This window comes from Mesobacillus sp. LC4 (assembly GCF_053543455.1).
The window spans coordinates 376,365-401,390 of record NZ_JBGCUB010000004.1 but is presented as its reverse complement, the minus strand read 5'-3'; the positions used below and the strand labels follow the sequence as shown (position 1 = coordinate 401,390).

At 42.5% G+C, this 25,026-nt stretch carries 24 protein-coding genes and 1 riboswitch; of the genes, 8 read left to right on the top strand and 16 right to left on the bottom strand.

Features of this window, described 5'->3' with window-relative positions:
* Window positions 1–140: 140 nt before the first annotated feature.
* On the top strand, window positions 141–710 hold the full coding sequence (locus AB5I83_RS15305) for a LemA family protein (RefSeq protein WP_448976375.1): 570 nt from the start codon (window positions 141–143) through the stop codon (window positions 708–710).
* The gene (locus AB5I83_RS15300) at window positions 710–1,447 is read left to right on the top strand and encodes a TPM domain-containing protein (RefSeq protein WP_448976373.1); all 738 of its coding nucleotides are present in this window, start codon (window positions 710–712) and stop codon (window positions 1,445–1,447) included. The genes AB5I83_RS15305 and AB5I83_RS15300 overlap by 1 nt, the downstream gene beginning before the upstream one ends.
* A gap of 326 nt (window positions 1,448–1,773) precedes the next feature.
* On the opposite strand, the gene AB5I83_RS15295 is transcribed toward AB5I83_RS15300, so the two are convergent.
* Window positions 1,774–2,766: a phosphotransferase enzyme family protein gene (locus tag AB5I83_RS15295; RefSeq protein ID WP_448976371.1), complete on the bottom strand. Its 993-nt coding sequence runs from the start codon at window positions 2,764–2,766 to the stop codon at window positions 1,774–1,776.
* Window positions 2,767–2,910: 144 nt separating this feature from the next.
* Here AB5I83_RS15295 and AB5I83_RS15290 point away from each other — a divergent pair, with 144 nt between their 5' ends.
* Together AB5I83_RS15290 and AB5I83_RS15285 are read left to right on the top strand one after the other, a co-directional pair.
* On the top strand, window positions 2,911–4,143 hold the full coding sequence (locus tag AB5I83_RS15290; RefSeq protein WP_448976369.1) for an MFS transporter: 1,233 nt from the start codon (window positions 2,911–2,913) through the stop codon (window positions 4,141–4,143).
* 117 nt (window positions 4,144–4,260) lie between these two features.
* Complete coding sequence (locus AB5I83_RS15285; RefSeq protein ID WP_167831934.1) at window positions 4,261–4,455, top strand: hypothetical protein; 195 nt, start codon at window positions 4,261–4,263, stop codon at window positions 4,453–4,455.
* 48 nt (window positions 4,456–4,503) lie between these two features.
* Here AB5I83_RS15285 and AB5I83_RS15280 read toward each other — a convergent pair whose 3' ends face one another.
* The gene (locus AB5I83_RS15280) at window positions 4,504–5,031 is read right to left on the bottom strand and encodes a hemerythrin domain-containing protein (protein WP_448976367.1); all 528 of its coding nucleotides are present in this window, start codon (window positions 5,029–5,031) and stop codon (window positions 4,504–4,506) included.
* Window positions 5,032–5,250: 219 nt separating this feature from the next.
* Here AB5I83_RS15280 and AB5I83_RS15275 point away from each other — a divergent pair, with 219 nt between their 5' ends.
* Entirely contained in the window at window positions 5,251–5,586 is a 336-nt protein-coding gene (locus tag AB5I83_RS15275; protein ID WP_448976365.1) for a hypothetical protein, read from the top strand.
* A gap of 238 nt (window positions 5,587–5,824) precedes the next feature.
* Here the strand turns inward: AB5I83_RS15275 and AB5I83_RS15270 are convergent, their stop codons facing one another.
* The 10 genes from AB5I83_RS15270 to AB5I83_RS15225 form a co-directional block, all read right to left on the bottom strand.
* The gene (locus AB5I83_RS15270; protein WP_023615122.1) at window positions 5,825–6,109 is read right to left on the bottom strand and encodes a ferredoxin family protein; all 285 of its coding nucleotides are present in this window, start codon (window positions 6,107–6,109) and stop codon (window positions 5,825–5,827) included.
* Window positions 6,109–7,404, bottom strand: a complete 1,296-nt coding sequence (locus AB5I83_RS15265; RefSeq protein ID WP_448976363.1) for an FAD-dependent oxidoreductase — start codon at window positions 7,402–7,404, stop codon at window positions 6,109–6,111. The genes AB5I83_RS15270 and AB5I83_RS15265 overlap by 1 nt, the downstream gene beginning before the upstream one ends.
* Window positions 7,397–8,422, bottom strand: a complete 1,026-nt coding sequence (locus AB5I83_RS15260; protein WP_448976361.1) for an electron transfer flavoprotein subunit alpha/FixB family protein — start codon at window positions 8,420–8,422, stop codon at window positions 7,397–7,399. The genes AB5I83_RS15265 and AB5I83_RS15260 overlap by 8 nt, the downstream gene beginning before the upstream one ends.
* A gap of 26 nt (window positions 8,423–8,448) precedes the next feature.
* On the bottom strand, window positions 8,449–9,276 hold the full coding sequence (locus AB5I83_RS15255) for an electron transfer flavoprotein subunit beta/FixA family protein (RefSeq protein WP_167831939.1): 828 nt from the start codon (window positions 9,274–9,276) through the stop codon (window positions 8,449–8,451).
* Between the two features lie 702 nt (window positions 9,277–9,978).
* Entirely contained in the window at window positions 9,979–10,224 is a 246-nt protein-coding gene (locus tag AB5I83_RS15250) for an aspartyl-phosphate phosphatase Spo0E family protein (protein ID WP_226087254.1), read from the bottom strand.
* A 157-nt stretch (window positions 10,225–10,381) separates the two neighbouring features.
* The gene (locus AB5I83_RS15245; protein WP_226087253.1) at window positions 10,382–10,915 is read right to left on the bottom strand and encodes a 1,2-dihydroxy-3-keto-5-methylthiopentene dioxygenase; all 534 of its coding nucleotides are present in this window, start codon (window positions 10,913–10,915) and stop codon (window positions 10,382–10,384) included.
* A 44-nt stretch (window positions 10,916–10,959) separates the two neighbouring features.
* Complete coding sequence (locus AB5I83_RS15240; protein WP_448976359.1) at window positions 10,960–11,595, bottom strand: methylthioribulose 1-phosphate dehydratase; 636 nt, start codon at window positions 11,593–11,595, stop codon at window positions 10,960–10,962.
* Window positions 11,592–12,254: a 2-hydroxy-3-keto-5-methylthiopentenyl-1-phosphate phosphatase gene (locus AB5I83_RS15235; protein ID WP_448976357.1), complete on the bottom strand. Its 663-nt coding sequence runs from the start codon at window positions 12,252–12,254 to the stop codon at window positions 11,592–11,594. Before AB5I83_RS15235 ends, AB5I83_RS15240 begins: the two co-directional genes overlap by 4 nt.
* Window positions 12,251–13,474, bottom strand: coding sequence for a 2,3-diketo-5-methylthiopentyl-1-phosphate enolase (gene mtnW / locus AB5I83_RS15230; RefSeq protein WP_448976356.1), 1,224 nt, complete (start codon window positions 13,472–13,474; stop codon window positions 12,251–12,253). The genes AB5I83_RS15235 and mtnW overlap by 4 nt, the downstream gene beginning before the upstream one ends.
* A 95-nt stretch (window positions 13,475–13,569) precedes the next feature.
* A riboswitch (SAM riboswitch) is annotated at window positions 13,570–13,676 on the bottom strand.
* A gap of 79 nt (window positions 13,677–13,755) precedes the next feature.
* Window positions 13,756–14,931: an aminotransferase class I/II-fold pyridoxal phosphate-dependent enzyme gene (locus AB5I83_RS15225; protein WP_448976354.1), complete on the bottom strand. Its 1,176-nt coding sequence runs from the start codon at window positions 14,929–14,931 to the stop codon at window positions 13,756–13,758.
* Between the two features lie 127 nt (window positions 14,932–15,058).
* Between AB5I83_RS15225 and AB5I83_RS15220 the strand changes: the two genes are divergently transcribed.
* Entirely contained in the window at window positions 15,059–15,841 is a 783-nt protein-coding gene (locus tag AB5I83_RS15220) for a carbon-nitrogen family hydrolase (RefSeq protein ID WP_448976482.1), read from the top strand.
* Between the two features lie 71 nt (window positions 15,842–15,912).
* On the opposite strand, the gene AB5I83_RS15215 is transcribed toward AB5I83_RS15220, so the two are convergent.
* From AB5I83_RS15215 to AB5I83_RS15200, 4 genes are all read right to left on the bottom strand, one after another.
* Entirely contained in the window at window positions 15,913–16,497 is a 585-nt protein-coding gene (locus AB5I83_RS15215) for a DUF2087 domain-containing protein (RefSeq protein WP_448976352.1), read from the bottom strand.
* Window positions 16,498–16,646: 149 nt separating this feature from the next.
* Complete coding sequence (locus AB5I83_RS15210) at window positions 16,647–18,218, bottom strand: PAS domain-containing sensor histidine kinase (RefSeq protein WP_448976350.1); 1,572 nt, start codon at window positions 18,216–18,218, stop codon at window positions 16,647–16,649.
* 184 nt (window positions 18,219–18,402) lie between these two features.
* Entirely contained in the window at window positions 18,403–20,697 is a 2,295-nt protein-coding gene (locus AB5I83_RS15205; RefSeq protein WP_448976348.1) for a thiamine pyrophosphate-dependent enzyme, read from the bottom strand.
* The gene (locus AB5I83_RS15200; protein ID WP_448976346.1) at window positions 20,697–21,710 is read right to left on the bottom strand and encodes a 2-oxoacid:acceptor oxidoreductase family protein; all 1,014 of its coding nucleotides are present in this window, start codon (window positions 21,708–21,710) and stop codon (window positions 20,697–20,699) included. The genes AB5I83_RS15205 and AB5I83_RS15200 overlap by 1 nt, the downstream gene beginning before the upstream one ends.
* A gap of 318 nt (window positions 21,711–22,028) precedes the next feature.
* Between AB5I83_RS15200 and AB5I83_RS15195 the strand changes: the two genes are divergently transcribed.
* Together AB5I83_RS15195 and AB5I83_RS15190 are read left to right on the top strand one after the other, a co-directional pair.
* Window positions 22,029–23,072 (top strand): acyltransferase family protein, encoded by a 1,044-nt coding sequence (locus AB5I83_RS15195; protein ID WP_448976344.1) that lies wholly within the window; start codon window positions 22,029–22,031, stop codon window positions 23,070–23,072.
* A gap of 173 nt (window positions 23,073–23,245) precedes the next feature.
* Complete coding sequence (locus AB5I83_RS15190) at window positions 23,246–25,006, top strand: B12-binding domain-containing radical SAM protein (protein ID WP_448976342.1); 1,761 nt, start codon at window positions 23,246–23,248, stop codon at window positions 25,004–25,006.
* Window positions 25,007–25,026: the final 20 nt, after the last annotated feature.

Here is a 25,026-nt window from a genome sequence, read left to right as displayed (position 1 = left end):
ATGAAAAACTAAATAAAGTCTTTCCTGAGATTCTAATCTTCTAAAGCAAAGGAGAAATCTTCTCCGTTAAGTTTAAAACCCTCACAGTTGAGGGAAAAATACGGGCATCAACATACAACTATGAATTAGGAGTGTCTATAGTGAAAAAAGGATTAGGAATTGTCATTGGTTTATTAGTCATACTAGGAATCTTCATCATGATGGGAGTTGGCAGCTATAATAATTTCGTTGCCGAGGAAGAGAATGTCAATCAAGCTTATGCGCAGGTAGAGAACCAGCTTCAGCGGAGGCTTGACCTCATTCCCAACCTTGTCAATTCGGTAAAAGGCTATGCAGCACATGAAAAAGAAGTCATCCAATCCATTTCAGATGCTCGCGCAAAATTAGGAGGAGCAAATACACCGGAAGAACAGGCAACTGCTAATGCTGAATTATCCAGCGCATTGAGCCGCTTACTGGTAGTAGTTGAAAATTACCCAAACCTGAAAGCGGACAAACAGTTCACTCAATTAATGGATGAGCTTGCTGGTACAGAGAACAGGTTAGCTGTAGCAAGAAAAGATTATAATGATCAGGTATCTGTTTATAACCGGAAAGTAAAGCAATTCCCAGGTGCCATTATCGCGAATATGACTGGTTTTGATGCTAAGGAATACTTCAAGGCTGACCCTCAGGCACAGGATGCCCCTGAGGTTGACTTTGGAGGCTGATGATGAGAATAAATAGATTCCCTCGCCTTGCAGCAATACTTGGCATCCTGCTATTGCTGCTTCCGGCCGGGGCAATCGCGGCACCAAATCAGATACCTGCACCAGTAGGTGATATCTATGTTCAGGATTTTGCCAATGTTTTAAGCGAGAACGAAGAAATACAACTTAAAAACATTGGAAGGTCGATTGATGACCAGACTTCTTCACAGGTTGCTGTCCTCACCGTCGACTCGATTGGCGAGTCAAGCATTGAGGAATACTCGGTCGAAGCGTATCGCCAGTACGGACTGGGCACAGCAGAAGATGATAATGGCGTACTGCTTGTAATTGCCCTGCAGGAAAAAAAAATCAGGATTGAAGTCGGATATGGACTCGAAGGAATCATTCCTGACGGCAAGGCAGGTCGTATCCTTGATGAGTATGCGATTCCGCATCTTCAAAATGGCCAGCCTAACATCGCTGTCATGAACACGTATCAGGCGCTTGCCAACGAGGTATCGGGTACAAATGAATTCGGAAGTGCACAAGATGCTGTTCAGCAGCAGCAAGACCTCCCTATACCTTCATGGCTTCTCGTCATCATCGTAATCGGCGTCATTGTCCTCGATTTTATGTTCTTCGGCGGGACCTTAACCTACCTGCTGTTATCAATCATTTCAAGAGGCGGAGGTGGTGGCGGACCTCGAGGTGGCGGTGGCGGCTCATCAGGAGGAGGCGGTGCAAGCCGTGGGTGGTGACAATAAACCACAAGCGCCTTGATTAGCCAGGACATCCGATATTTTTGCTTTCAGGGAAAAACACCAGCAGCCTATTGCTCTGGTGTTTTTGTATCACTTATACCATAAACATACATAATAGAAAATAAAAGATGGTGAGAGTTCATGTACCCACAATATATCCGCTACTTTCTGATTATATCGGTAATCACAGACATTGCGCTTATTGCCTATTTAAGTAGGCTAATCGATGAAATTGGTATCTTTTTTTTCTTCCTTTTGACAGCTCTTCTTTTTAGCGGCACCTTTTTACTTTATACCTTCTATAAGAAGAATAATAACAGCGGTTAATCCATTTTCACGATTGGCTGTTTGTTCCTGATTCTTTCTGCAATTTCTTCCATCATACCCTTCAATTTTTCGTCCCGATCCTCTGGGGCGATTTTTTTATGGAGAACAGCGTACAGTACAATATCACGAAGCATCAGGAATAACGGGACTTGTTCCTCCCAGCCGTCTGGCAGCGAATTAGCTTTTTGATATCCTTCGATAAAAGCATCCAGAAATAAATTGCCAAAACGATTTCGCTCTGCTTCCTCGCTTGCAGGGATCCGATAAAGGATAGAATAGTACAGAGGAATCGCGATATCCGAAGCGAACCAATGGTAACTTGCATCATCGAAATCGAAAACATGAATCTGTTCTCCATCATAAAAAAAATTCCCGGAGTGAATATCAGTATGGATGATACCGTAATTATCCTTATTTTTCGGCAGTTTTGAAATCATGGCGATCACTTCATTAGCCTTTTCTACTAATTGCCCATCTTCGGCAGGATAATATTTTTCAATTGACAGAAGATCGTCATCATCCCAGTTTGATCGTTCTTTTATGCCTCTAGACGGCTCATAGGATTTGGTCGCAAGATGCATTTTTCCCGTCGTTTCTCCCCATTTTTTGAACAAAGCTTCATTGAATTCATCGGAACGCACACTGACAGCCTTCCCTTTAGCTTTGGCGTATACGCAGCCATAAAATGAACTATTATCGGCCGCCTTAATCTCTTCTGCAAAGTTTCCGCCTTCCGATTGAAAAACCTTGGGTACAGACAGACCATTACTTTTCAAATGCCTCATCCAATCCAATTCGGATAAAACCTCATCCATGTTCCGGTGGGAACTGTGGGTGAGCCTCATGATATATGGCTGGCCATTTTTATAAGTTTCATAAACATAATTCTCGAAATCTCCAAGTTTCTTCACTTCCTCCTCAAGCCCGAAACGCCTCAGGAATTCTCCTAAAATTTCTTGGTTCATCAAGGTGCTCACAGCTTTTTCCATAACTTTGCTTCCCCCTTAACAAATAATCAGTATTTTCTAAATTATATTAGACCATATATTTCACTAGAAAAGCTATTTTTATCTGGTGACTTTTTTTGTAAAATGATATGTAGGAAACCGAAATATTTTTAGAAGGAGAAAATCATGAGCCAATCAGCTGCCGCAGTTAGCGCTAAACCGCAGAATCAAAATGAGACTGCATATAAGATACTCTTCATCATCGGGTTAGTACATTTATTGAATGACTCCATCCAATCCGTCATCCCGGCGATGTTCCCCATTCTTGAAAAATCGATGGGACTTTCATTCACTCAATTAGGAATGATCGCCTTTGCTTTGAATATCGTTTCTTCCATCCTTCAGCCTCTGATAGGAATGGCAACCGACAAAAAGCCAATGCCTTATGCCTTGCCACTTGGTTTGACCTCGACAATGTTCGGTGTTCTCGGTCTTGCATTCGCTTCGAGTTTTGAGTTTGTCATTCTTTCCGTTTTATTCATCGGACTTGGGTCAGCTGTATTCCATCCTGAAGGTTCTCGGGTAGCCTATATGGCTGCCGGTCCTCGCCGGGGATTGGCGCAGTCCATTTATCAGGTTGGAGGCAATTCCGGACAGGCCCTTGCCCCTTTGATCACAGCGCTCATCCTTGTACCGCTCGGCCAATTTGGAGCAGTATGGTTTACGATTGTCGCAGCTATTGCAGTTGGGCTGCTTTTATATATCGCCGCCTGGTACAGCCGGAAATTGGATTATGAAAAAATAGCAGCCAAAGTCAATCAAGCTAACAAACAAGTAAATAGAAAGATCTCAAAAAATATTAAAATGGCGCTTGTCCTGATTTTATTTTTAATTTTCGCCCGTTCCTGGTATATCTCGGGTATGACGAATTTCTATGCATTCTATACGATTGACAAATATGGCCTATCGATTAAAGAGGCTCAAATATTCTTATTTGCCTTCCTTGTTGCCGGTGCGTTCGGCACTTTTTTCGGTGGCCCGCTGGCTGACCGTTTTGGCAAGAAAAACATTATATTCCTTTCGATGATTGCGACTGCGCCTCTATCCGCCATCATTCCATTTATGCCGTACAGCATCGCTTTTGCCCTGCTTACCCTAAGCGGCTTTATGTTGATGTCGAGCTTTTCGGTTACTGTTGTATACGCACAGGAGCTTGTTCCAGGTAAAATCGGCACGATGGCGGGACTGACGGTCGGTCTTGCATTCGGTATGGGTGCTATTGGCTCTGTCGGTCTTGGTTATCTTGCTGACCTGATCGGCTTGCCATTGATGATCATCTGTGTCGGGTTCCTACCTCTGCTGGGACTACTGACAATGTTCCTTCCTTCAGATGAAAAACTGGCTGAATGGCACAGATAGGAATGGTTGAATCATTCCTACTTTATAGAATTAATTATTTCCATTTGCACTTTTATGTTTAGGCATGCCCCTGATAAGGAAAGAAAGAAAGTGAGGATTTAATGAAGGGAGATTATCATGTCTAAGTTTAAGATCAATTATTTTTTTGAAAAAGATTTTTCCGTTTCACGACCTATCGAGGTGGAGGACATTGCTGGAGCCATCCAGGATGCCAAAGACCAAGAAGGGTTGATTGAATTTACTGATGAAGATGATGTTTTTTATCGATTCGATACAAAAGACATTAAACTAATAACGATCACTGAAGCTTAAAAAGATTTCAAAAGGGTGAAGCAATGGCTGCTTCACCCTTTTCAATCTTTATATTACTTTAATGCGTTCAGCCAATTCCTGTTTTTCTTCCTCGCTGAACAAATTCTCCGCCATCGGGAAAAGAATGCTTTCCTCTTTAGCAAAATGGCTCACCAAGGTGTAATTTGCATTTTTTATCATCTGGGCATTTTCAATCATCTTCTCATTTGAAAAACCAATGGTGCCATCCTTTGTATTATGAAGGAAGGTCCCGATAAAGCGCTTTGCCTGATCATGCTCATATTCCATGACGGCAATCGGTCCCATTTCTCTTCCAATATAGGCTGCCATCATCTCAAACAATACGCCTTCCTCTCTCTCTGAATGCGGCTCCAGCTCCGCAAGGAACTCAATGACCATCTCCCTCAGCCTCGAGAAGTTTTCTTCCATTTGCTCCCCTTCTTCGATTTTCTGTGAAAGATCCAAAAGGTTTGCAAGCATCTCCAAGAGTGGCGGATGCTCATTTTTTAATTGTTGAAGACCAGCACTTAATGTAAAACTCGAATCCTGGTTAATACCACTCAAACATCCTGTCATCTTAAATCGGCCTCCTATAATATAAGTTATATTTTAATTATAGGAAGCAATCGTATTAGAGGTTGTGATAGGCATCACAATTTGGATTTATTCAAGAAATTGTGAAGGAAAAATGACACTTTGTTAAAATTTCTAAAAATTTTAACAATTATCCTTCAAATATTATAAATCCTTACATATAATAAAGTTATAGCTAAAAGTAAAAGGAGTGATTTTACCTTGCAGAATACTTTGTACCGCGATTTTTATCAAAAGTCACTTGTTCAAGCAGGGCTTAGCGATAAGAAGGCTTTCATCGACACCCAGTCTGACCTGCTGCATACCCATTTATTGGTTGGGCTTCAAGGGCACCAAAAAGAAGATAGTGAATGCTTCGATTGGAATGTAACGATATACAAATCAGATTCATCTGGAATATATGATGCCGGCAAGCCAGTTTATGCATCAGCACTGTTTGACACCTTTGATGATGCTATGGAGGCAGCGAGGAACATAGAAAAAGAAATCCTCAGTGATCAGCTTCACACAATGCGCCAGCAAGAAAAAATCAGTTAACCCCCTCTTTCATCCCCTCTTTTAAAAAGCTACACCTTTTTTTGAACCCACTTGTGAATTAACTTACATATGATGAATATAGAAACAATTGGTACGATTAGCTTGTAAAGTAAATCCCATCACTTTTTCAAACCATTTTCCCACTAACTGTCAACACCTTTGTACTCATTGTTTTGCTTGTTTAAAATAGTAAAGAGACTGGCGAATTATTTGTCCGCCAGTCTCTTCTAATTAACTATTAAGCAAGCCTGAATACAATGCCGTGACCGCCTTTTGGATATTCCCATTTTATATTCTGGTAAGGGCATCCGATCCGGCAGCTACCGCATTCATGGCAGCCCTCATAGCCTACCTGCATCCTTTTCCCTTCCCACTTGTACACCTCAGCAGGACAGAAAACGGTACAAAGCTTGTCAGGACATTGTGTCATGCAGACGTCATGGTCCAAAACTGTAAGATGCGATTTTGTGTCACACTTAAACCTTAAAAGAAATTGTTTTTCCTCGATGTTTGTCGTTGACATTATTTCACCGCCTTCCAGGCACGATAGATGTCTTGCATAACCTTAAAGGTACCTTTTTCAGCCGTCACGCTGCGCATGATTTCCTTTTGTTTTTCTTTCTTTGGTGTTCCATCAACAGTGAAAAACTTGCTCATTGCCTTGTTCATCATCGGCAGATATTCCTTGAAATACTGCGGGTATGTCTCAAAGGTATGTGCTGCATCCTTATATTTTTCAAGGTCCTTAATGATGAAGCTTCCGAATAACGCTTCTTTATAGCGATTCAAGCTGCTCTCGCTGAAGTCGCCATCCTTTTTGGCTTCAACAATCGCTTCTGCAGCCATTTGGCCTGAAGCCATCGCCATGTTTGACCCTTCACGGTGAATGGCATTGACGAGCTGGGCGGCATCCCCTACTACAAGCACACCGTTCCCCGCAACCCTTGGCACGGAATTGAATCCTCCTTCAGGAATCAAGTGGGCCAAGTATTCTGCCGATTCTCCTCCCTCCAGATACGGACGGACCATTGGATGTTTCTTCAGGTAATCAAGCAGCTCATATGGCTTCAATTTGGCTTTGATCATGCTTGAGAGCGTAGTGCCTACCCCGATGTTCAAACTTTCTTTGTTTGTATAAAGGAAGGCAGTACCAAGATTGCCTTGCGTAGAATCACCGAATATCTCAATTGTCGTTCCATGATTTCCTTCAAGATTGAAGCGTTCATTGATTTTGTCCTTTGGAAGATTGATAACTTCCATAACCGTCAGTGCCACTTCATCAGGCCTGAATTCCCTGTGGAAGCCAAGCTGCTTGGATAGCAGGGAGTTTACACCGTCTGCGAGCACGACAACATCCGCAAACGCTTCTCCATCAGGGCGGTCGGTGCGCACGCCTATTACCTTGCCATTTTCCACAATACATTCTGTGACAACTGTTTCATTAATCAACAAGGCACCCTGTTCGACCGCTTTCTTTGCGAACCATTGGTCAAATTGGGCACGCAGTACTGTAAAGTTATTATATGGTTCAACCGCCCATTCAAGACCTTTGTAGCCAAACTGGACAACCGATTCTTTATCCATCATCCAGAAGCGCTGCTCAACAACAGGCCGCTCCAATGGCGCTTCCTTCCAAAATTCCGGAATGATGTCTTCCATCTGTTTCCGGTAAAGAACCCCACCCATAACATTCTTTGAACCTGGGTATTCACCACGTTCAATCAACAATACTTTCAGGCCGTTTTTGGCACAGTTGTAGGCACATGATGTTCCAGCAGGGCCGGCTCCTACGACGATTACATCAAATTTTTCAGACATAGCTCATTTCCCCGCCCTTCTCTTTGCTGAGCTGTTTGAACTGCTTGATTAGTTTAGGCACTATTTCCAATGCATCACCAACAATGCCATATGTGGCTACATCGAAAATCGGAGCGTTCGGATCCTTGTTTATGGCAATGATCAGCTCAGAGTTCTTCATTCCTTCGACATGCTGAATTGCCCCTGAAATTCCGATAGCAAAATAGATTTTCGGCGTTACCGTTTCACCAGTCTGGCCTATTTGCTGCTCATGCTTCAGCCAGCCTGCCTCGACAACATCCCTTGTGCCCCCTACACTTGCTCCAATCACTTCTGCTAACTCATGGATAAGCTGGAATCCCTGGATATCGCCCAAACCTTTCCCGCCAGCGACGATGACATGGGCTTCTGCAAGGCTTGCCTTTTTTGTTACGTCCTTCACAATTTCAAGCACCTTTGTACGCATATCTTCTTCCCTAATTTCTAATTCCTCTTCGATGATGACTCCCTTCCTGCCTTCATCTGTTTCGAGGGCTTTCATTACCTTAGGGCGCACTGTAGCCATTTGCGGCCTGTGTTTTTTACAAAGAATGGTTGCCATGATATTTCCGCCAAATGCAGGACGGCTCGCTTCAAGCAGCCTTTTCTCAATATCGACGTCAAGCATCGTTGTATCCGCGGTCAAACCAGTGCTTAAATCCGTTGCAACCGCACTTGCCAGGTCTTTTCCATTTGGAGTTGCTCCATAAAGGAAGATTTCAGGCTTATATTTTTCAGCCAGGGTACAGACACCCTTCATATAGGACTCAGTCCGATAATCCTTCAGGACCGGATGGTCAACGACATATACTTGGTCTGCACCAGCATAGATCACTTCATTTGCTAAAGGCATGACACCTTGCCCAAGCATAACCCCGGACAGCGGCACTTCCAATTTGTCGGCAAGCTTCCTTCCTGCACCAAGCAATTCCAGTGAAACTCCTTCGATTTTTCCATCATTTACTTCAATGAATACCCAGACTCCCTGGTTTTCTTCCATTCTGCTATTCCCCCTTTTAACTACAATCAAGAGTTGGCTGCATTTAATTTCAATAAATCTTTTCTTTCCATCAGGATTCCCATCAGCTGCTCTACTTGGGCATCGGCATCTCCTTCAATCCTTTTCCCGCCTTCTAGCTTAGGAGGACTGAACATCTTGCCGACAATTGTTGGCGATCCTTTTAATCCCAATTGGGTCTTGTCAACATCCTCAAGATCATTCACAGACCAGATGACCGGCTCATATCTTGCTGCATTGATCATGTTTGGAAGTGGTGCATACTCTATGTCATTAATCTCTTTTTCAACAGTCAGCAAACAAGGAAGCTGCGATTGTAAGACCTCGTATCCATCGATTTGCTTGCGCTTGATATGGACATATTTTTCTTCCTTATTAACCTTTGAAACTTCAATCACGTTCGTGATCGGGGGAATATCAAGACGTCGCGCAATACCAGGTCCTACTTGTCCTGTATCTCCATCAATCGCATGCTTTCCGCAAATGACGAGATCTATGGGATGATCCTTCGATATTTTTTCAAGCGCCTTGGAGAGCGCATAACTAGTCGCAAGGGTATCAGCTCCCGCGAAAGCTCTGTCTGAAATGAGGTATCCACGGTCTGCGCCAATTTCCACACTTTTTTTTATGACAGATACTGCCTGTGGCGGTCCCATTGAAAGTACAGAAATACTTCCTCCTGTTTTATTCCTGATTTTCACAGCTTCCTGTACAGCGTGAGCATCATAAGGATTCAAAATGGCTGGTGCGCTTCGCCTGTCCAGAGTATTGGTCTTAGGATTGATTTTGATGATTTTCGTATCGGGCACTTGCTTGACACATACGACAATGTGCATACTCTCTTTCCCCCTCCTGAAAATGTAAAACTATTAATTTGTAAGCGTTTACTTTCAGCTATTTTCGAAACAACTTCGTATTCTTTAAATGAAGGAAATATAATATGGGAGAAGCTTTTGATACCAAGAAAACCTCCTCACCAAATGGCAATGCCCTTGCAGAAAAGAAGCAGGATGAAAATAGCAATAATAAAGACTTATGTGACATAATTTAATGGTCAATCCAGTAAAAAACTGTTCACACAGCCTTATATAAATAAAATGCTATGTAGTACGATATATGAATCGTATTACATGCATAGTACCAACAATTAAAAAAGTAGATAACATAGTTGAGATTGTTTTGTGAATAATGAGGTTTAAACCTTCACGAACTGAAGCAAGTCCAATGTAAAAAGTGATTGAAAGTTAAGTGACATGGTGAGGTGTGTTAGCAGACTGATGATAAGAAGCTATCTATGTTAAAAATATATAAAATAAACATATAAAAATATGATAAAAATCACACAAAGATATTTTATCGTGAAAATTTGAGCAAATTGTTACATTTTTTTCTCAAGTACTAAAATCATTGGAGGTTTCTTCGTTCTCCATCATACCGTTTATTCTTTGCCTTTTATCTCATTATTTTGCTTATAAAATAACATCAGCCACTGCCCGTTTACTGGCAGTGGCTAATTGTTTCCATATGTCTGAATATTATCACGCATGTGATAAAATATATTGTTTTTTTGTAAGCAGGATCATTTGTCTGAAAAGAATTTTAGTCCTTTGCCTTTGCAATTCTGTCTCCCTGCATAATGATTGATATTCATAAATCAGAGTGTCGAGCTCCTGGCTGCGGCGGATTGTCTCAGCACTTGTATATCCTGTTTCCAGTGCAGAAGCCACCATCAATTCCCTTACGCGATTGATTTCCTTCAACAAAGCATTTTGCGAATGATACACTTCTATATCTCCTCTACTACTTTAATTGCTTAATAAAATAAATAGATTACTTGAAGAATTATGGCAAATGCCTAGATGAATGTAAATAGATTCGCAAAATAAGACAATATTCACGGATGAAAAAATTTTCTTCGACAAAATTTGCCCTTCACCTTGATTACTGGCTGACTTTTTCCTCTTCGTAAATAGGAACCCAACCTTCAGTTGTAACGAAAATTCTAACTGCAACTACCTGGCGATCATCCTGAAGCGTAAAGTAATGACGTGTATTTTCAGGAACTGAGATCAAGTCTCCTGGATTCAGGAACACTTCAAAAAATTCTCCGTCCTTACCCTGAATAACAAATACTCCATGCCCGCTGACAATGAATCTTACCTCATCATCTGTATGGTGGTGTTCCTGCTTGAAATTCGCCAAAAGCTGATCAAGATTCGGTGTATTGCCGGAAAGCGAAATGACGTCTTGAGCTTTGTAGCCTCTGCGTTCAGAGATATCTTTAATCTCCTCACTGAAGGCTTCGAGGATTTCCTGTTTTTCTTCATCTGTTAACAAGAATTTTTCTTGAAGATTTGCAGGCAATTTATTGATCTCCCATTTTTCATAGATGACTTCCTGCTCGTTCAGAAATGCTTCGACCTGCTGTTCATCAAGTATTCTTTCCTGTGTGTTTTGCTTTACGATAAATGCCATGTGAATCTCTCCCTTAGTTTTAATGGTATTTGCTAAATGATTCGTTAAACGACCTTGAACAATTGGAATGGCTTGTGTTCGAGCAGCCTTAACTGATAGCGGAATAAAAATTCGGTAGCCTCAAGAATTTTCTTTGCTTCAAATGCATTCCTGCCCCACACAGTAATCCCATGGTTACGGATCAAAACAGCACCTGTATCTCCTTTAACATGCTCTGAAAATGCTTTGGCCAAGGTTGGTATATGTGCATAATTCGGAATAATCGGAATCTTGAGGACGGCATCTTCCTCCCAGATATTAAATGCCTTAATCAGTTCCTGCCCCTGGAATTGCACCTCGCCTCTGTCTCCATAGACCTCAGAAATGACATTATTATCAATGGTATGGACATGAAGGCTGCAGCCAGCGTTTGTCTTTTTGTATACCTCAACATGGAGGAGTGTCTCAGCAGATGGCTTTAAATATGTTTCTTCAACCGGACGGCCGAATTGGTCAACAAGCAAAAAGTCTTCATCTGTCCGTTTCCGCTTATCTTTCCCGCTCGCCGTTACAAGGAATTGCACCGGGTCGTTGTTCACTTTAATTGCCAGGTTGCCGCTCGTTCCCATGAACCAATCACGATCTGCCAGTTCTGCCTTTACGTCGGCCAGTTCTTCCCACTTACTTTCTAATGAGCTCATCCTCTCACCCCTGTCTCAGTTTTAAGTGCATCTATACAGTCATAAAACGTTTCGAATGGTCTATGTTCAATCTTCCATTCTTCGCATTTATCCTTTAAATAGTCTCTGGCAAGCACAAGATCGGCTTGTTTTGCAGCTTCCAAATCTGTTACGGAATCACCGATGACTATTTTATAGGCGCTCTTTTTTTCCAGCTTTCTCATGATGGATGGTTTGCAGCAGCCGCAATCATTTGAACATTGATCATCGCAGCTGTTTGGCCATTCTATTTTTATCGTACTTCCTGTAAAATCCGAACTATTGCAATACACTCCAGCGAGCGGTCCGAATTTTTGAATGATAGGTTCTATGAAAAAATCTATCCCTCCGCTGACGATATAAACAGGTATACCTTCCTCATGGGCATAATCAAGAAACTCTTGAAATCCCGGGCGGATCCTGGCGTTCTGTACAGCAAACTGAATGATTTCTTCCTTCTTCGAAACAGGTAGGAGAGAAAACATTTTCCCTACTCCCTCCCTGATCGAAATCCTGCGGCCCAGCACTGCTTCTTTAATTTCATCCCAGCCATCCGAACCGAATTCATTCATGATGGCTATGATATTGTCCTTTTCTGTTACTGTTCCGTCAAAGTCGCAAAATATCACAGGCTGACTCACTTTGCCACCGCCTCTGATGAACCCCACAGGCGTATAGCTGTTTTCAACTCAGCATGATCCAGAGCCCCTTCTTCAAGGCTTTTTCCCTGAAGTACGGTTTCAATCGCCTGTCTGAATGCCTTGCCTCCACCCTGTGCTCCACCAGGATGACCATGAACGCCTCCGCCTGCATTTATGATAGAATCAACTCCGAAATCTTTAACCAATTGCGGCACCATTCCAGGATGTATGCCTGCTGATGGAACCGGGAAGGTCCTTTCGTATTGATCCTCAGCAGTCAGTGCCTCAGCAATTGATATCGCCTGCTGCTTTTCAAGTGCCACACTTCCATATGGTGACGGGAAAAGCGAGAAGTCTGCTCCGGCATAGCGGAGTAATTTACCCAGAAGCAATGAATGGGAAAAGCCATATTCATCAGCCGATGTCAGCGCCCCACTCACAGCTGGGTGAGCCATGATCGGAATCCCGATTTCATCATCTTCCCTAAGTTCCTGCAAGACATCCAGGCCATAGGCGAACACATTGAACAATAACGCGTCTGCTCCGAGTTCTGCCGCTTTTCTCGCTTTGTCCTTCAAGTGTGAAGTCCTTCCTGTCAGATTGGCCGCATATAAGGTCCTATGTCCAGTAGATTCATAGACTTCTTCAAGAACTTTTTTACCAAGAGTGATCCTCTTTGCAAAAGGTGTATATTCGTTTTCAAACAGGATCTCGTCGTCCTTGATCAGGTCAACTCCTCCAAGGCTTTGTTCTTTAAGTTGTTTTAGCAGGAAATCCATATCACGTCCGATAACACCTTTGAAGATGCTCATAAGCAATGGACGGTCATAAACACCAAGCTTCCTCCTGATTCCTTCGATTCCGAAGCGAGGACCTGGGAAGTGTTTCTTTAATTCTTCATCAAATTCGAGATCGACAAGTTTCACTTTGCCATCAAGCGAGAGTTTTCCAAAAACAGTTGTCAAAATGGCTGGCAGGTCGGGTGAAAAATTGAGGGCAGGATAGGCGACTTTGATTGTTGCCACTGTTTCTGAATTATGGTCCAGGCTCGAGCCTTCTACAGAAACCACTCTTCCCTTATGTTTTTTTAATTGTTTTTGGTCCAGTTCCGGCAGGTCAGTCCAGGATCCCACTGTCAAGCCGAGCGCGATTCCCTCTGCTTTTTTCTGCGGGTTATGTTTGGCGTCATGGACTATGTAAGTCGCTGTAATTTCACTCATGAAGATCAATCCCTTCGATACTTATTGAACCCAGTTGTATTTGGGCATTAAAAAAACCTCTTCACAAAGAAGAGGTTAGAAAATACACTAAACTCTTCTCATCTTTCAGCTTTCGCTGCAAGAATTAGCACCGTGCCCAGCTTACGCTGGATCGGTTGCCGGGCTTCATCGGGCTCGTCCCTCCGCCTGCTCTTGATAAGAAAATAATTTAATCAAGTTATTTAATTGGTTAAAGTAAATTTGTTAATTAGGATTATGTCAGGTTCATAAAACAATGTCAACTATTTTTTGAATATTTCCAAGCTTTCAATTCTGCTGACTGCTTCCTGCAGTCTCTCTGCCGAAGTCAGCAGGCCCACCCGCACAAAACCTTCTCCATAGCCACCGAATCCTACACCGGGGGCAACTGCTATATGTGCTTTTTCCAGTAAGAAATCCGCAAACTCAACCGAAGTAAATGGTTCTGGAACCTTCAGCCACGCAAAAAATGAGCCCTTTGGAGCAGTCACCTGCCAGCCTATCTTTGTCAGGCCGTCAATAAGTACGTTTCTTCGGGTTTCATATAGATTGTTTAGCTCGGCAACACACTCCTGCGGTCCCAGCAATGCTTCTGCAGCCGCTTCCTGCACTGCACCAAACAAGCTGACATACATATGGTCCTGCAGCAAGTTGATTGCGGCAATCACACTCTTGTTTCCTGCAGCAAAACCAACACGCCATCCAGCCATATTATAAGTTTTTGACAGAGTATAAATTTCGATTCCTACGTCTTTTGCGCCTTCAGACTGTAAAAAGCTTTGTGGGCGGTTCCCGTCAAAGCCAATTCCACCATAAGCAAAATCGTGAACGACACAAATCTGATTCTCTCGTGCAAGCTCGATTGTTTCATCAAAAAATTGTTTATCGGCAACTGCCCCTGTGGGATTATTAGGATAGTTAAGGAACATCAGCTTGGCTTTATCCAATTGCTCGGCAGCTAACTCTTCATAATCAGGCATAAAGTCATTCTCTTCCCGGAGTGGCATTGTCACCATCTTTGCCCTGGCCAGCTCGACTCCCGACCAGTAGTCAGGATAGCCGGGATCTGGAACGAGAATCGTGTCCCCAGGATTCAACAGACATTGAGGAATTTCTACCAGGCCAGCCTTGCCCCCGAAAAGGATGGCAATTTCTTCTTCCGGATCAAGGTCGACTCCGTACTCCCTTTTATAAAATGTCGCTGCAGCTACTCGTAACGAACGCTGTCCTCTGAAAGGAGAATACTTATGGTTCGCTGGATTCTCTCCAGCTTGCTTCAGTTTTTCAACAATATGCTGTGGTGTCGGTTGGTCAGGGTTTCCCTGGCCAAGATTGATGATGTCTGCCCCTTTTTCTGTATAAGCGCCCACCTTTTGCACCAGAGAAGCAAAAAACTGCTTGGGCAGGCTCTTTAGTAAATCTGACTGTGGAAATTCCATTTTCTCACCTGCTTAGGATTTAAATGATTATTTTAAAATTTTAATTTGAAATTCTAGTCACAAATGATATAACGTAAATAGTAACTTGTAAAGAAATAATTTTCAGAATTTATGGCGGTGATGAATGATGAAGTTTAAAATAGCTTGCTTGCAAATGGATATTGCGTTTGGAGATCCTGCGAAAAACTACAAACATGCAGCACAACTGATTGAACAGGCAAATGGACAAAAACCCGATATGATAGTCCTTCCTGAACTATGGACGACCGGCTATGATCTCGATAATTTAAAGACCACAGCTGAAGAAGAAGCACAAGCAGCCAAAGAGTTTTTAAAGGATGCAGCGTTGAAATACCACTCGCATTTCATAGGCGGTTCTGTTGCCAATAAAACAGAAGCAGGCATTGAAAATACACTGCTTGTATTCGACAAAGATGGAGCTCAGGCAGGAACCTACAGCAAGCTTCATTTGTTCAAGCTTATGGATGAGCATTTGCACTTGGCTGCTGGTAAGGAAAAAGGAATATTCTCCTTGGACGGACATAAATTTGCTGGCCTGATCTGCTATGATATCAGGTTCCCGGAATGGGTCCGTGTCCATGCACTTCAGGATGTGGAAGCGATGTTTGTAGTCGCTGAATGGCCAATCCAGCGTTTGGAACACTGGCGGGCATTGCTTATCGCCCGTGCGATTGAGAACCAATGCTTTGTGATTGCCTGCAACCGCGCTGGCTCCGATCCTAACAATACATTCGCCGGCCATTCCATGGTGATCAATCCATGGGGTGAAGTGATTGCTGAAGGTGGAGAAGATGAGGAAATACTCTTAGCGGAAATTGACCTTGATGAGGTTAAGGAAGCAAGGAGCAGGATTCCTATCTTTACCGACCGCAGGCCAGAACTGTATTAATTCCCATCAAAATAAAAAAACCGCCCAGCGACTAAGGCTGAGGCGGGTTTCATGTTGCTTTTTCTTGTGAATCACTCAGGTTTTGCCCACATTTCTTCTGGATTCAATTCATAAATCCCATTTTCGCGATGCATGTAATGATTGATGATGAATTCTCTCCTGATTGTCGCGTAATCTTCATGGAACTTCGTGATATATTCGTTCAACTCCTTTTCCGGATATTTTTTTCCGGCTTTCAAACCTCGAACTATATATTCGAAAACCATCAGCTTTTTCTTGCGTTGTGCCGGAATGTTTTTTAGTTTTCCGTCTTTCGTCAGGAAATTCTCGATCACCTTTTGCCTTTCGATATTTTGTTCAATCATTGCGTCCACCTCCCCTTCTCTCTTCTCAATTAATTTTCCTAGCGTCCTTGCCTGTTGCTTGATTACTGACTCATTCAGGTGAAAATAAATTGTATTTTTGTCCCTGCGCTCTACAATCACATTGATATCACGCAATTTCTTGATATGGTGGGTGATCGTTGGCGGGGTAAGGCCCAGCTTTCCAGCAATCGCCTGGCCATGCAACGGCCCATTGGCCAGTAATGCAACAATCCTGATCCTTGTAGGGTCCCCCATCGCTTTATGGAAAGCGACTATTCTGTCCAATTGCATAAAACCACTCCAACTGATTTAATGTATATCTAATTAGTTATACATCTAATATATACCATTCTATAGAAAATTAAAAGGGGATTTGGCAATTTTTTATTATTAATGGTTCCACCCTGTTGCATAGGCAATGGAAAAACGCCTGATTGGCTTCAATCAGACGTTTCCTTGGTTATCGGCAAATAAATATGAAAAATCGTTCCGTGGCCCACTTCGCTCTCTATTTCGATGGTACCCCCGTGTTCTTCAATGATTTTGAAACTCACCATCAGGCCGAGTCCAGTCCCTCTTTCCTTTGTGGTGTAAAAAGGTTCCCCAAGCTTTTTTATCTGTTCCTCCGGGATTCCTTCACCTTCATCCTTGATGCAAATATGTATTCTGTTCCCGGGTGCCTGACTGACGATCACATTCACAAAGCCGCCTTTTGACATGACTTCTATTGCATTTTTTATGATATTGATAAATACCTTTTTTAGTTGATTAGGTTCACACATAAGATCTGGCAAATCACCGTCATAAATGGTTTTGATTTGCACATCATGGAGCACCGCCTGGGCAGTCAGAAGAGACACGGTCTCGTTCATGATCTTGGATATATCGGTATATTCATATTTAATAGACTGAGGTTTAGCCAAAACCAGGAACTCATTGATGATGGAATCAATCCTTTGCAGTTCGGTCTTGATCACCTGGAAATATAACGAATAGGCATCTCCTGTGCTGTTTTCAAGCAACTGGATGAACCCCTTTAGAGCGGTCATCGGATTGCGGATTTCATGAGCAATGCCCGCAGCCAGTTCCCCCAGCATATTGAGCGTATCTGATTTATTCAGCTGGGCTTCCATCTCAATTTTTTCAGTGATGTTCCTGAATACGATGAGATTCAGGTTATCAACTAAATGACGTTTGATACTGTATTCAAAATGTTTCATCCTGCCCTCTTCATAGGGAATGGTTATCCTGCCGTCCAGCCTCCCTTTCCGAAGCAATGCCTGTAACTTCTCGTCGATTAACGCATTGGATAGTCCGAGATTCATAAAAAGCTTACGAAAGTCCTTTTCTGTCAGGTCTTCCTGCTTCAACTCAAGCTTGGCTATTCCTGAAGGATTAATTTCATAGTGTTTGCAATTTTCATCCCAAAGGATCATCCCTTCAATTGACCCTTCAAAAATTCTCCTGAAACGCTCTTCACTTTTCCGCACCTGCTGTTCCATATGATAACGCTCACTTGCATCACGGACAATCGTCATATGATAGCCATCGCCCGCGTTGAGCTTTACAGTGAATTCGAGCAGCCTTTTTTCACCATTCGGCAGCAGAAAGAACGCTTCCTCACGCAATGCCCCTTTTTCATTGATTATTTGCTTCATCTGTCGATATTTCTCGTCTTTACGATAAATGAAGTCCGAAATTTTATGCTTTACCATATCTTCATGACTGAGCCCGAAAATTTTACAGGTTGCTTCATTGACTGCAATGATTTTTCCGCACTTGCCCCAAAACACGATTCCATCCAATGTTTCCATGAAGAAGTTCTTTAGCAAACGATCGTCCGTTATGAATCTCTCAGCAATCTCTGTTTTCTGTCCTTCTGTTGCAAAAAAGTCAGCAGCTGTTTGCGCAGAGCTATTGATCCACTCTTTTAATGAGGAATTTTCTTGTTCTAAAGCGGCTATTTTTTCCTTCAGTGCCTTAATCTCATCTGCCGTGTTAGCACTATTCACCAGAAAGCCTCCTTGCTTTGATTCCCATTTTTCTAGTAATTTCTACACGGATGGTAAAAATCCCTTTAAACTCGCGATTATTTTCTATTTTTCCTGCTGAGTTCTTCGAAAGGAAAGTATGAATTATTGCCCGCTAGGCGGACAAAGTAAAAAGAGAAGCCAGGGCCACTGGCTTCTCTTTATTTTATAGATATTCGTTCTCGTTCTTGGCTTTTAGGCGCTGCCATCTTTTTTCGACTTCTTCTTCAAATTCCACAAGCATGTCTTTATTTTCTTCTTTCAATAAATGCTTGGTTTTACCCATATACTTCAACCAGTCTGCCAACGGAATTTTCTTGTTTTTCGCTTCCGGATCGTAAGTGATATTTGTAATTCCTTGTTCCACCTCATATAGTGGGAAGAAGTTTGAGTTCACTGCTGCTTCGACAATTGTCTGGCCAAATCGGTCCTCTGATTTCCAGTTCAGCGGACATGTGATTAAAAGCTTGCCGTAAACTGTACCCACATTTTGCGCATACCACTGTGCCTTCGCAGCCTTCTTCACTAGGTCCTGTGGGAAGGCTTCTGTTCCAGTGAAAACATAAGGGATATTGGTAGATGCCATGATCTGGGCTGTATCCTTATGATGGAACGCCTTACCTTTTTGTGCCTTTCCTACGTTTGATGTGCTCGTCATGTGTCCGAAAGGAGTGGAGTAGGACAGCTGTGAACCTGTATTCATATAACCCTCATTATCATATTCAAGCATGATCAGCTTGTGGCCGCGAAGCGCTGTACCAATCGCCGATCCCATTCCGATGTCCATTCCGCCATCACCGGTCACCATTACGAAGGTTGCATCTGCAGACACTTCGATTTCGCCTCTTCGTTTCAGTTCAAGGAATGCTTCAAGCGTTCCTGATAATGTTGCCGCTCCATTCTGGAACAGATTATGGATTGTCGTCTGCTTATGGGATGTGTGAGGATAAGCTGTTGTCACGACGTACGCACAACCAGTTTGGAAAAGAATGACGAGGTCTCCCTCAATTCCTTTAAAGAACAGCTCTAATCCGCCAAAGATACCGCAGCCAGGGCATGCACCATGACCAGAGGCAATTCGTTTCGGTTTGGAAGTCAAAGCTTTTAAAGGAGGAATTTTGACATTCAATTTATTCTTTTCTTCATCTCTTGTTACCTGAATCAATCCTGACTTATAGACATCCCCATGCTGTGGCTCTATGACCTGCTTCAATGCCTTATCAGGTTCTCCTGCAACATGTCCATAGTAGTCGAACGGCTTTTCTGCGTGTCCTTTTTCCATCGCGTCAATCGCCATATTGAAGAAAGCTTCAGCATCATCTGCATAGAAGTCTTTACCGCCGAGTCCAAACACCCGGCTCTGGACGATAGTCGTATTTTCCCTATCCTCCTGAAGAGCAGATTTAATTTCGTGTGTCAGGTTAGGACCGTGTCCGCCATAGGAATCCGCACGCTCACCTACAAGAAGAGACTTCACATTCTTCAATGCTTCCCTGATTTCCTGCACAGGGAATGGGCGGATGATATTTGGACTGATCACACCGGCTTTGATTCCCTTTTCCCTAAGCTTGTCAACAACATCCTTGGCTGACTCGGCAGCTGAGTTCAGCAGGAACAGAGCTACGTCCGCATCCTCCATTTGATAAAGATCCAGGATATCATAGTTGCGTCCTGATAATTTAGCATATTCTGCAGCTACTTCTTTATAAACATTCTTCGCTTTGTAAATCGCTTCTGATTGCTGGAAGTGGTTGTTCATCAAGTCGTCGCCATTCATATGGGCTCCAATTGTCAATGGCTTCTTTGGATCCCTGGCAAAATTATATTCAGTCGGTGCCTCCCCAACAAATCTCTGAACTACAGCCCGGTCTTTAAAATAGTTCACTTTACGCTTTTGGTGGGATGTAAAGAATCCATCATACGCAACCATTACAGGCAGGCGCACATCAGAGTGTTCAGCAATCTTAAGTGCCATGATGTTCATATCGTAAACAGCCTGTGGTGTCCTGGCGGTCAGAATCACCCATCCTGTATTTAATGCAAAATACAAATCGGAATGGTCACCGCGGATATCCAGCGGCCCGCTTATAGAACGAGTTACCAGGTTAAGGACCATTGGATAACGTGTACCTGATTGGACAGGAAGCTGCTCTAGCATATACATCAAGCCGTTCGCGCTGGTCGCGTTGAATACTCGGGCTCCGGTTGCCGCTGCACCGTAACAGATGCCTGCGGAACCATGTTCTCCATCAGCAGGAATCAATTTGATATCATGTTCGCCTCTCGATTTCATCATATCGAGATATTGCGCAACTTCTGTAGAAGGGGTAATCGGGAAGTAGCCCATTATATGATAATTAATCTGAGCTGCTGCCATAGCCGCCATTTCATTTCCGGATTCAAAGGTTGTCACCTGTTCTGCTTTACTCATCTGCTTTACGTTTTCTTCAAGAACGGACATTAAGAAACCCCTCCTGTCACATAAGGATAGTTATGTTTTACTTGATTTTCCTCGGCATAGCCGATCATTTCCCTCAGATCACTCAACGCAGTAGTTGGACATGCCTCAACACACTTCAGGCAGCCTTTGCAATATTGATAATCGATTCCCTTAAGGAACATTTGCTTTCTGCCTCGTTTGTCTTCTCCTTCTTCCCAAACGAAGCAATAATCAGGACATGCAGTATCACATGCAGCGCAGTTAATGCATTCCTGCTGGTTGAATTGTGGCAGGAATCCCTGTCTGGAACCGCTCAGGTCCTTCAGGACACTGTTTGCCTGAGCTGTGATCACTCCACCGATTTCCTGTGTTTGGTAACCAAGAAGCGGCATAGGACGCTCGAATTTCTTGCCTTTTGCGCCATCTTCAGGTGCGTAAGTTTTAAATTGAACTTCATTGTAGCCTCGCTCGAATGTCCTGATGTTCGGCTCGACTAAATGAGGATATTTTTTCTCAAACGTTTTGCGGATAACATTTTTCATCGCTTCAGGATCAAGGAAATCAAGAATGCGGTACAATGCACCAAGCATCGCAGTATTTACCTTTGTTTTTTCCTCGACAGCAATCGAAAGTGCATCAACTATTGCCAGTGTTCCGTGATCTAGATGAAGATCTTTTTTAATGTCATCGAAATCTCTCGTTGAATTCACCAGCAGGATCCCGTCAGGGCGCAACCCGCTAACTACATCGACCATTTTATAAAGTGCTTCATGAAATACACCGACCACATGCGGCTCTTCTATCGGACTGTGGATCCTGATTTCGGTTTCTGGTTCACAGAAACGGACAAAGCTTTTTACCGGTGATCCTTTTTTCTCCGATCCATAAGAAGAAAAGTTGGAACCGTTCAATCCCAGACCCAGGACACCTGCTTCAGCTAGCATCTTTCCTGCCAGGTTCGCTCCAAGTCCTCCAATCGATTCAAGTCTTATCTCATAAAAGCCTAATTCATTTTTCTTCGGTAAGATAGACATAATCTCCCTCCCCAATTTGGTTGATAAGGTAATTGACATAAAACATTCCCCAATAATATTTTATAGACTTAAAGGAATTTAAGCTGTGACATAAATCAAACATTACAACTTTTTTATTGGAACACACCCAAAAATTTTTAATCTATCCCGTATGTTATAATGAAAAAGCTTTTATATAACAGAAATAGAATTGTGATAGTACAGAACCAGATTCAGGAATTGGTTCCTTTATTTAGAGCAATTAGCCTGGTTTGATTTTATCCATGGAAGGGTAGAAAAGGGTTAGTGTTTTGGGGGTCTCTAATTAAGGGAGGAAATATGAAACAACGAGATTACTACTTTGACAATGCCAAGTTCATCTTGATTTTTTTCGTCGTATTTGGCCATCTTTTGCGCTCGTTCATTGAAGACAATGAAATGATCTATAATCTTTATAAAGTCATTTATACATTCCATATGCCTGCCTTCATCCTTGTTTCCGGATTTTTTGCGAGGGGCTTCAATAAAAAAGGCTATGTGATGAAAATTGCCAAAAAATTAATACTGCCTTACTTCATCTTTCAGCTGATCTATTCTATTTTCTATTATTTCCTGTACAGCAAGTCTACTTTTACGATGGATCCGCTAAATCCGCACTGGTCCCTATGGTTTTTGATCAGTCTGTTCTGCTGGAACATCATGCTGATCGGCTTCTCAAAGCTTAACGCACCTATTGGGTTGTTGGTTGCCTTTGGATTGGGGTTGGGTGTCGGCTATGTAGATTGGATCTCCAACTACTTGAGCCTATCAAGGACCTTTGTGTTCTTCCCATTGTTCCTGATAGGGTACCACTTGACGAAGGATCATATTAGAACATTGACAAGGCCCTCATTCAAGGCTGGAGCATTGGTAACCTTTGTTCTTGTATTTTTAGGTTTCTATTTTAACCCAGATATAGACTATAAATGGCTGCTGGGTTCCAAACCATACTCATTGATGGAAGCTGCTTCAATAGCAAGCATGTTCAGACGATTGGGCTTTTATTTATTAAGCCTGCTGATGGTGTTCAGCTTCTTGACCATTGTCCCGAAGAAACAATACTTCTTTACAGACCTAGGCAAAAATACTCTATACGTCTATCTGCTGCATGGTTTTTTTGTACGAACCTTCCGCGAAAGCGAAGTCCAGGACTTCTTCCATAGTCCCGAACGCTTCCTCTTGCTGGCGGTCATCGCCTTGATGCTGACCTTCTTATTGTCCAGCAAGTACGCAGCAGCCATCGCACAACCGTTAATCGAATTCAAAACCTCACGGATTAGCCGGCTAAAATTAAGGTTTAATGCTATACTTCGCTTCTATCGTCGGAAGCTTTTAAGCCAGTGACCGCAAGGCTGAGGATGTAAATTTACAAAGGCTGTCAAAAAGGACTATATTTTCCTTTTTGGCAGCCTCTTTTCCTTATTCTCCTATTGAATTCAACCTGTCTTTTTTGTCCAAACTGAGATATAATTTAAAGTTGATTTGCTGCTGGATTTTTATAAAGGAGATTTTCTTAAATGAATATAGTTTTAACAACGCTTAACGCGAAATATATACACACAAACCTTGCGATCAGGTACCTTAAGGCATATGCTCAGCCTGAGTTTGACGTAAATCTTGTTGAGTATACCATCAAGGATCCTGTGATCAATATTGTGTCAGACTTGATTCAAAAACAGCCTGATGTTATTGGATTCAGCTGCTATATCTGGAATATTGAAGAGAGTATCAAAGTCATCAAGATGATTAAAAAAATCAACCCTGACATTAAAATTGTCGCAGGCGGCCCTGAGGTTACTTATGATGTCCTTGAATGGATGAAGGAAGTGCCAGAATTTGATTTTATCGTCATTGGTGAAGGTGAACAGACCTTCAAGCAGCTTCTTTCCGCATTGGCTTCTGGAACAGGTTTTAATGAAGTACCTGGGATTGCCTATCGAAAAGGTGATAGCATCTCTATGAATCCTCAACAGAATAAGCTGGATTTAAAGGAGCTTCCGTCTCCATATCGTTTTGCAGAAGATCTTCCCCATCTTTCAAAAAGGGTAACCTATCTCGAAACAAGTCGTGGGTGCCCATTCAGCTGCCAATTTTGCTTATCTTCCATTGAAGTCGGTGTCCGCTATTTCGACAGGGAGAAAATCAAGGAAGATATCCGTTACTTAATGGCAAATGGTGCAAAAACCATCAAATTCGTCGACAGGACGTTCAATATCAGCCGAAGCTATGCAATGGAAATGTTCCGTTTCCTGATAGATGAACATCTGCCAGGGACAGTGTTCCAGTTTGAAATCACAGCTGATATCATGCGACCTGAGGTCATTCAATTCTTGAACGATGAAGCACCTGCCGGTTTATTCCGTTTTGAAATCGGGGTCCAATCAACTAATGATTACACAAATGAGTTGGTCATGAGGAAACAGAATTTCGATAAGCTGAAACGCACTGTAACCATGGTAAAGGATGGCGGTAAGATTGATCAGCATCTTGATTTAATTGCCGGATTGCCAGAAGAAGACTATCAATCGTTCAAAAAAACGTTTAATGATGTATTTGCCATGCGTCCGGAAGAATTGCAGCTTGGATTCTTGAAGATGCTCAGAGGGACTGGTTTGAGACTGAGGGCTGAACAGCATGATTATGTGTACATGGATCATTCTCCATATGAGATACTCGGAAATAATGTCCTTGATTTCAATGACATCATAAAAATAAAACAGGTTGAAGACGTTTTGGAAAAATACTGGAATGATCACCGAATGGATCGTACCGTTGAGTATCTGGTCACAAAGGTATTTCCTTCACCATTTGATTTCTTCCAGGACTTCGGCTCTTATTGGGAGACAAAAGGATGGTCCCGGATTGGCCATCAGCTAGAGGACTTATTCAAAAGACTTTTCAACTTCCTACAGGAAAAAGGTGTGGAAGATTTGGAAGCTATTGAAAGCTTGATGAAGTATGATTACTTGGCCAGCATGAAACACAAGCCAAGAAAGCCATGGTGGGAACTGAGCTTGGACAAGCAGGATCGTTCTGAACTATACCGTGGGATCATCCAGAAACCTGACGCCCTTGGCAATCAGTACTCCGAAATGAATATTAGTGAAAAGGATTTATATAAACACACATTGCTAGAGGATATCACTATTGACCTGGAGAAGTTTATCGAAGATGGAGAAATCATGCACTCCCCTTCCTTTATGCTTGTTTATTTCGATTCTAAAATAGATCGTCCTCAGTTTTTCACTTTTAAAATGGAAGATGTAAAGCCGGCTTAATTTCAGCCGGCTTTTTATTT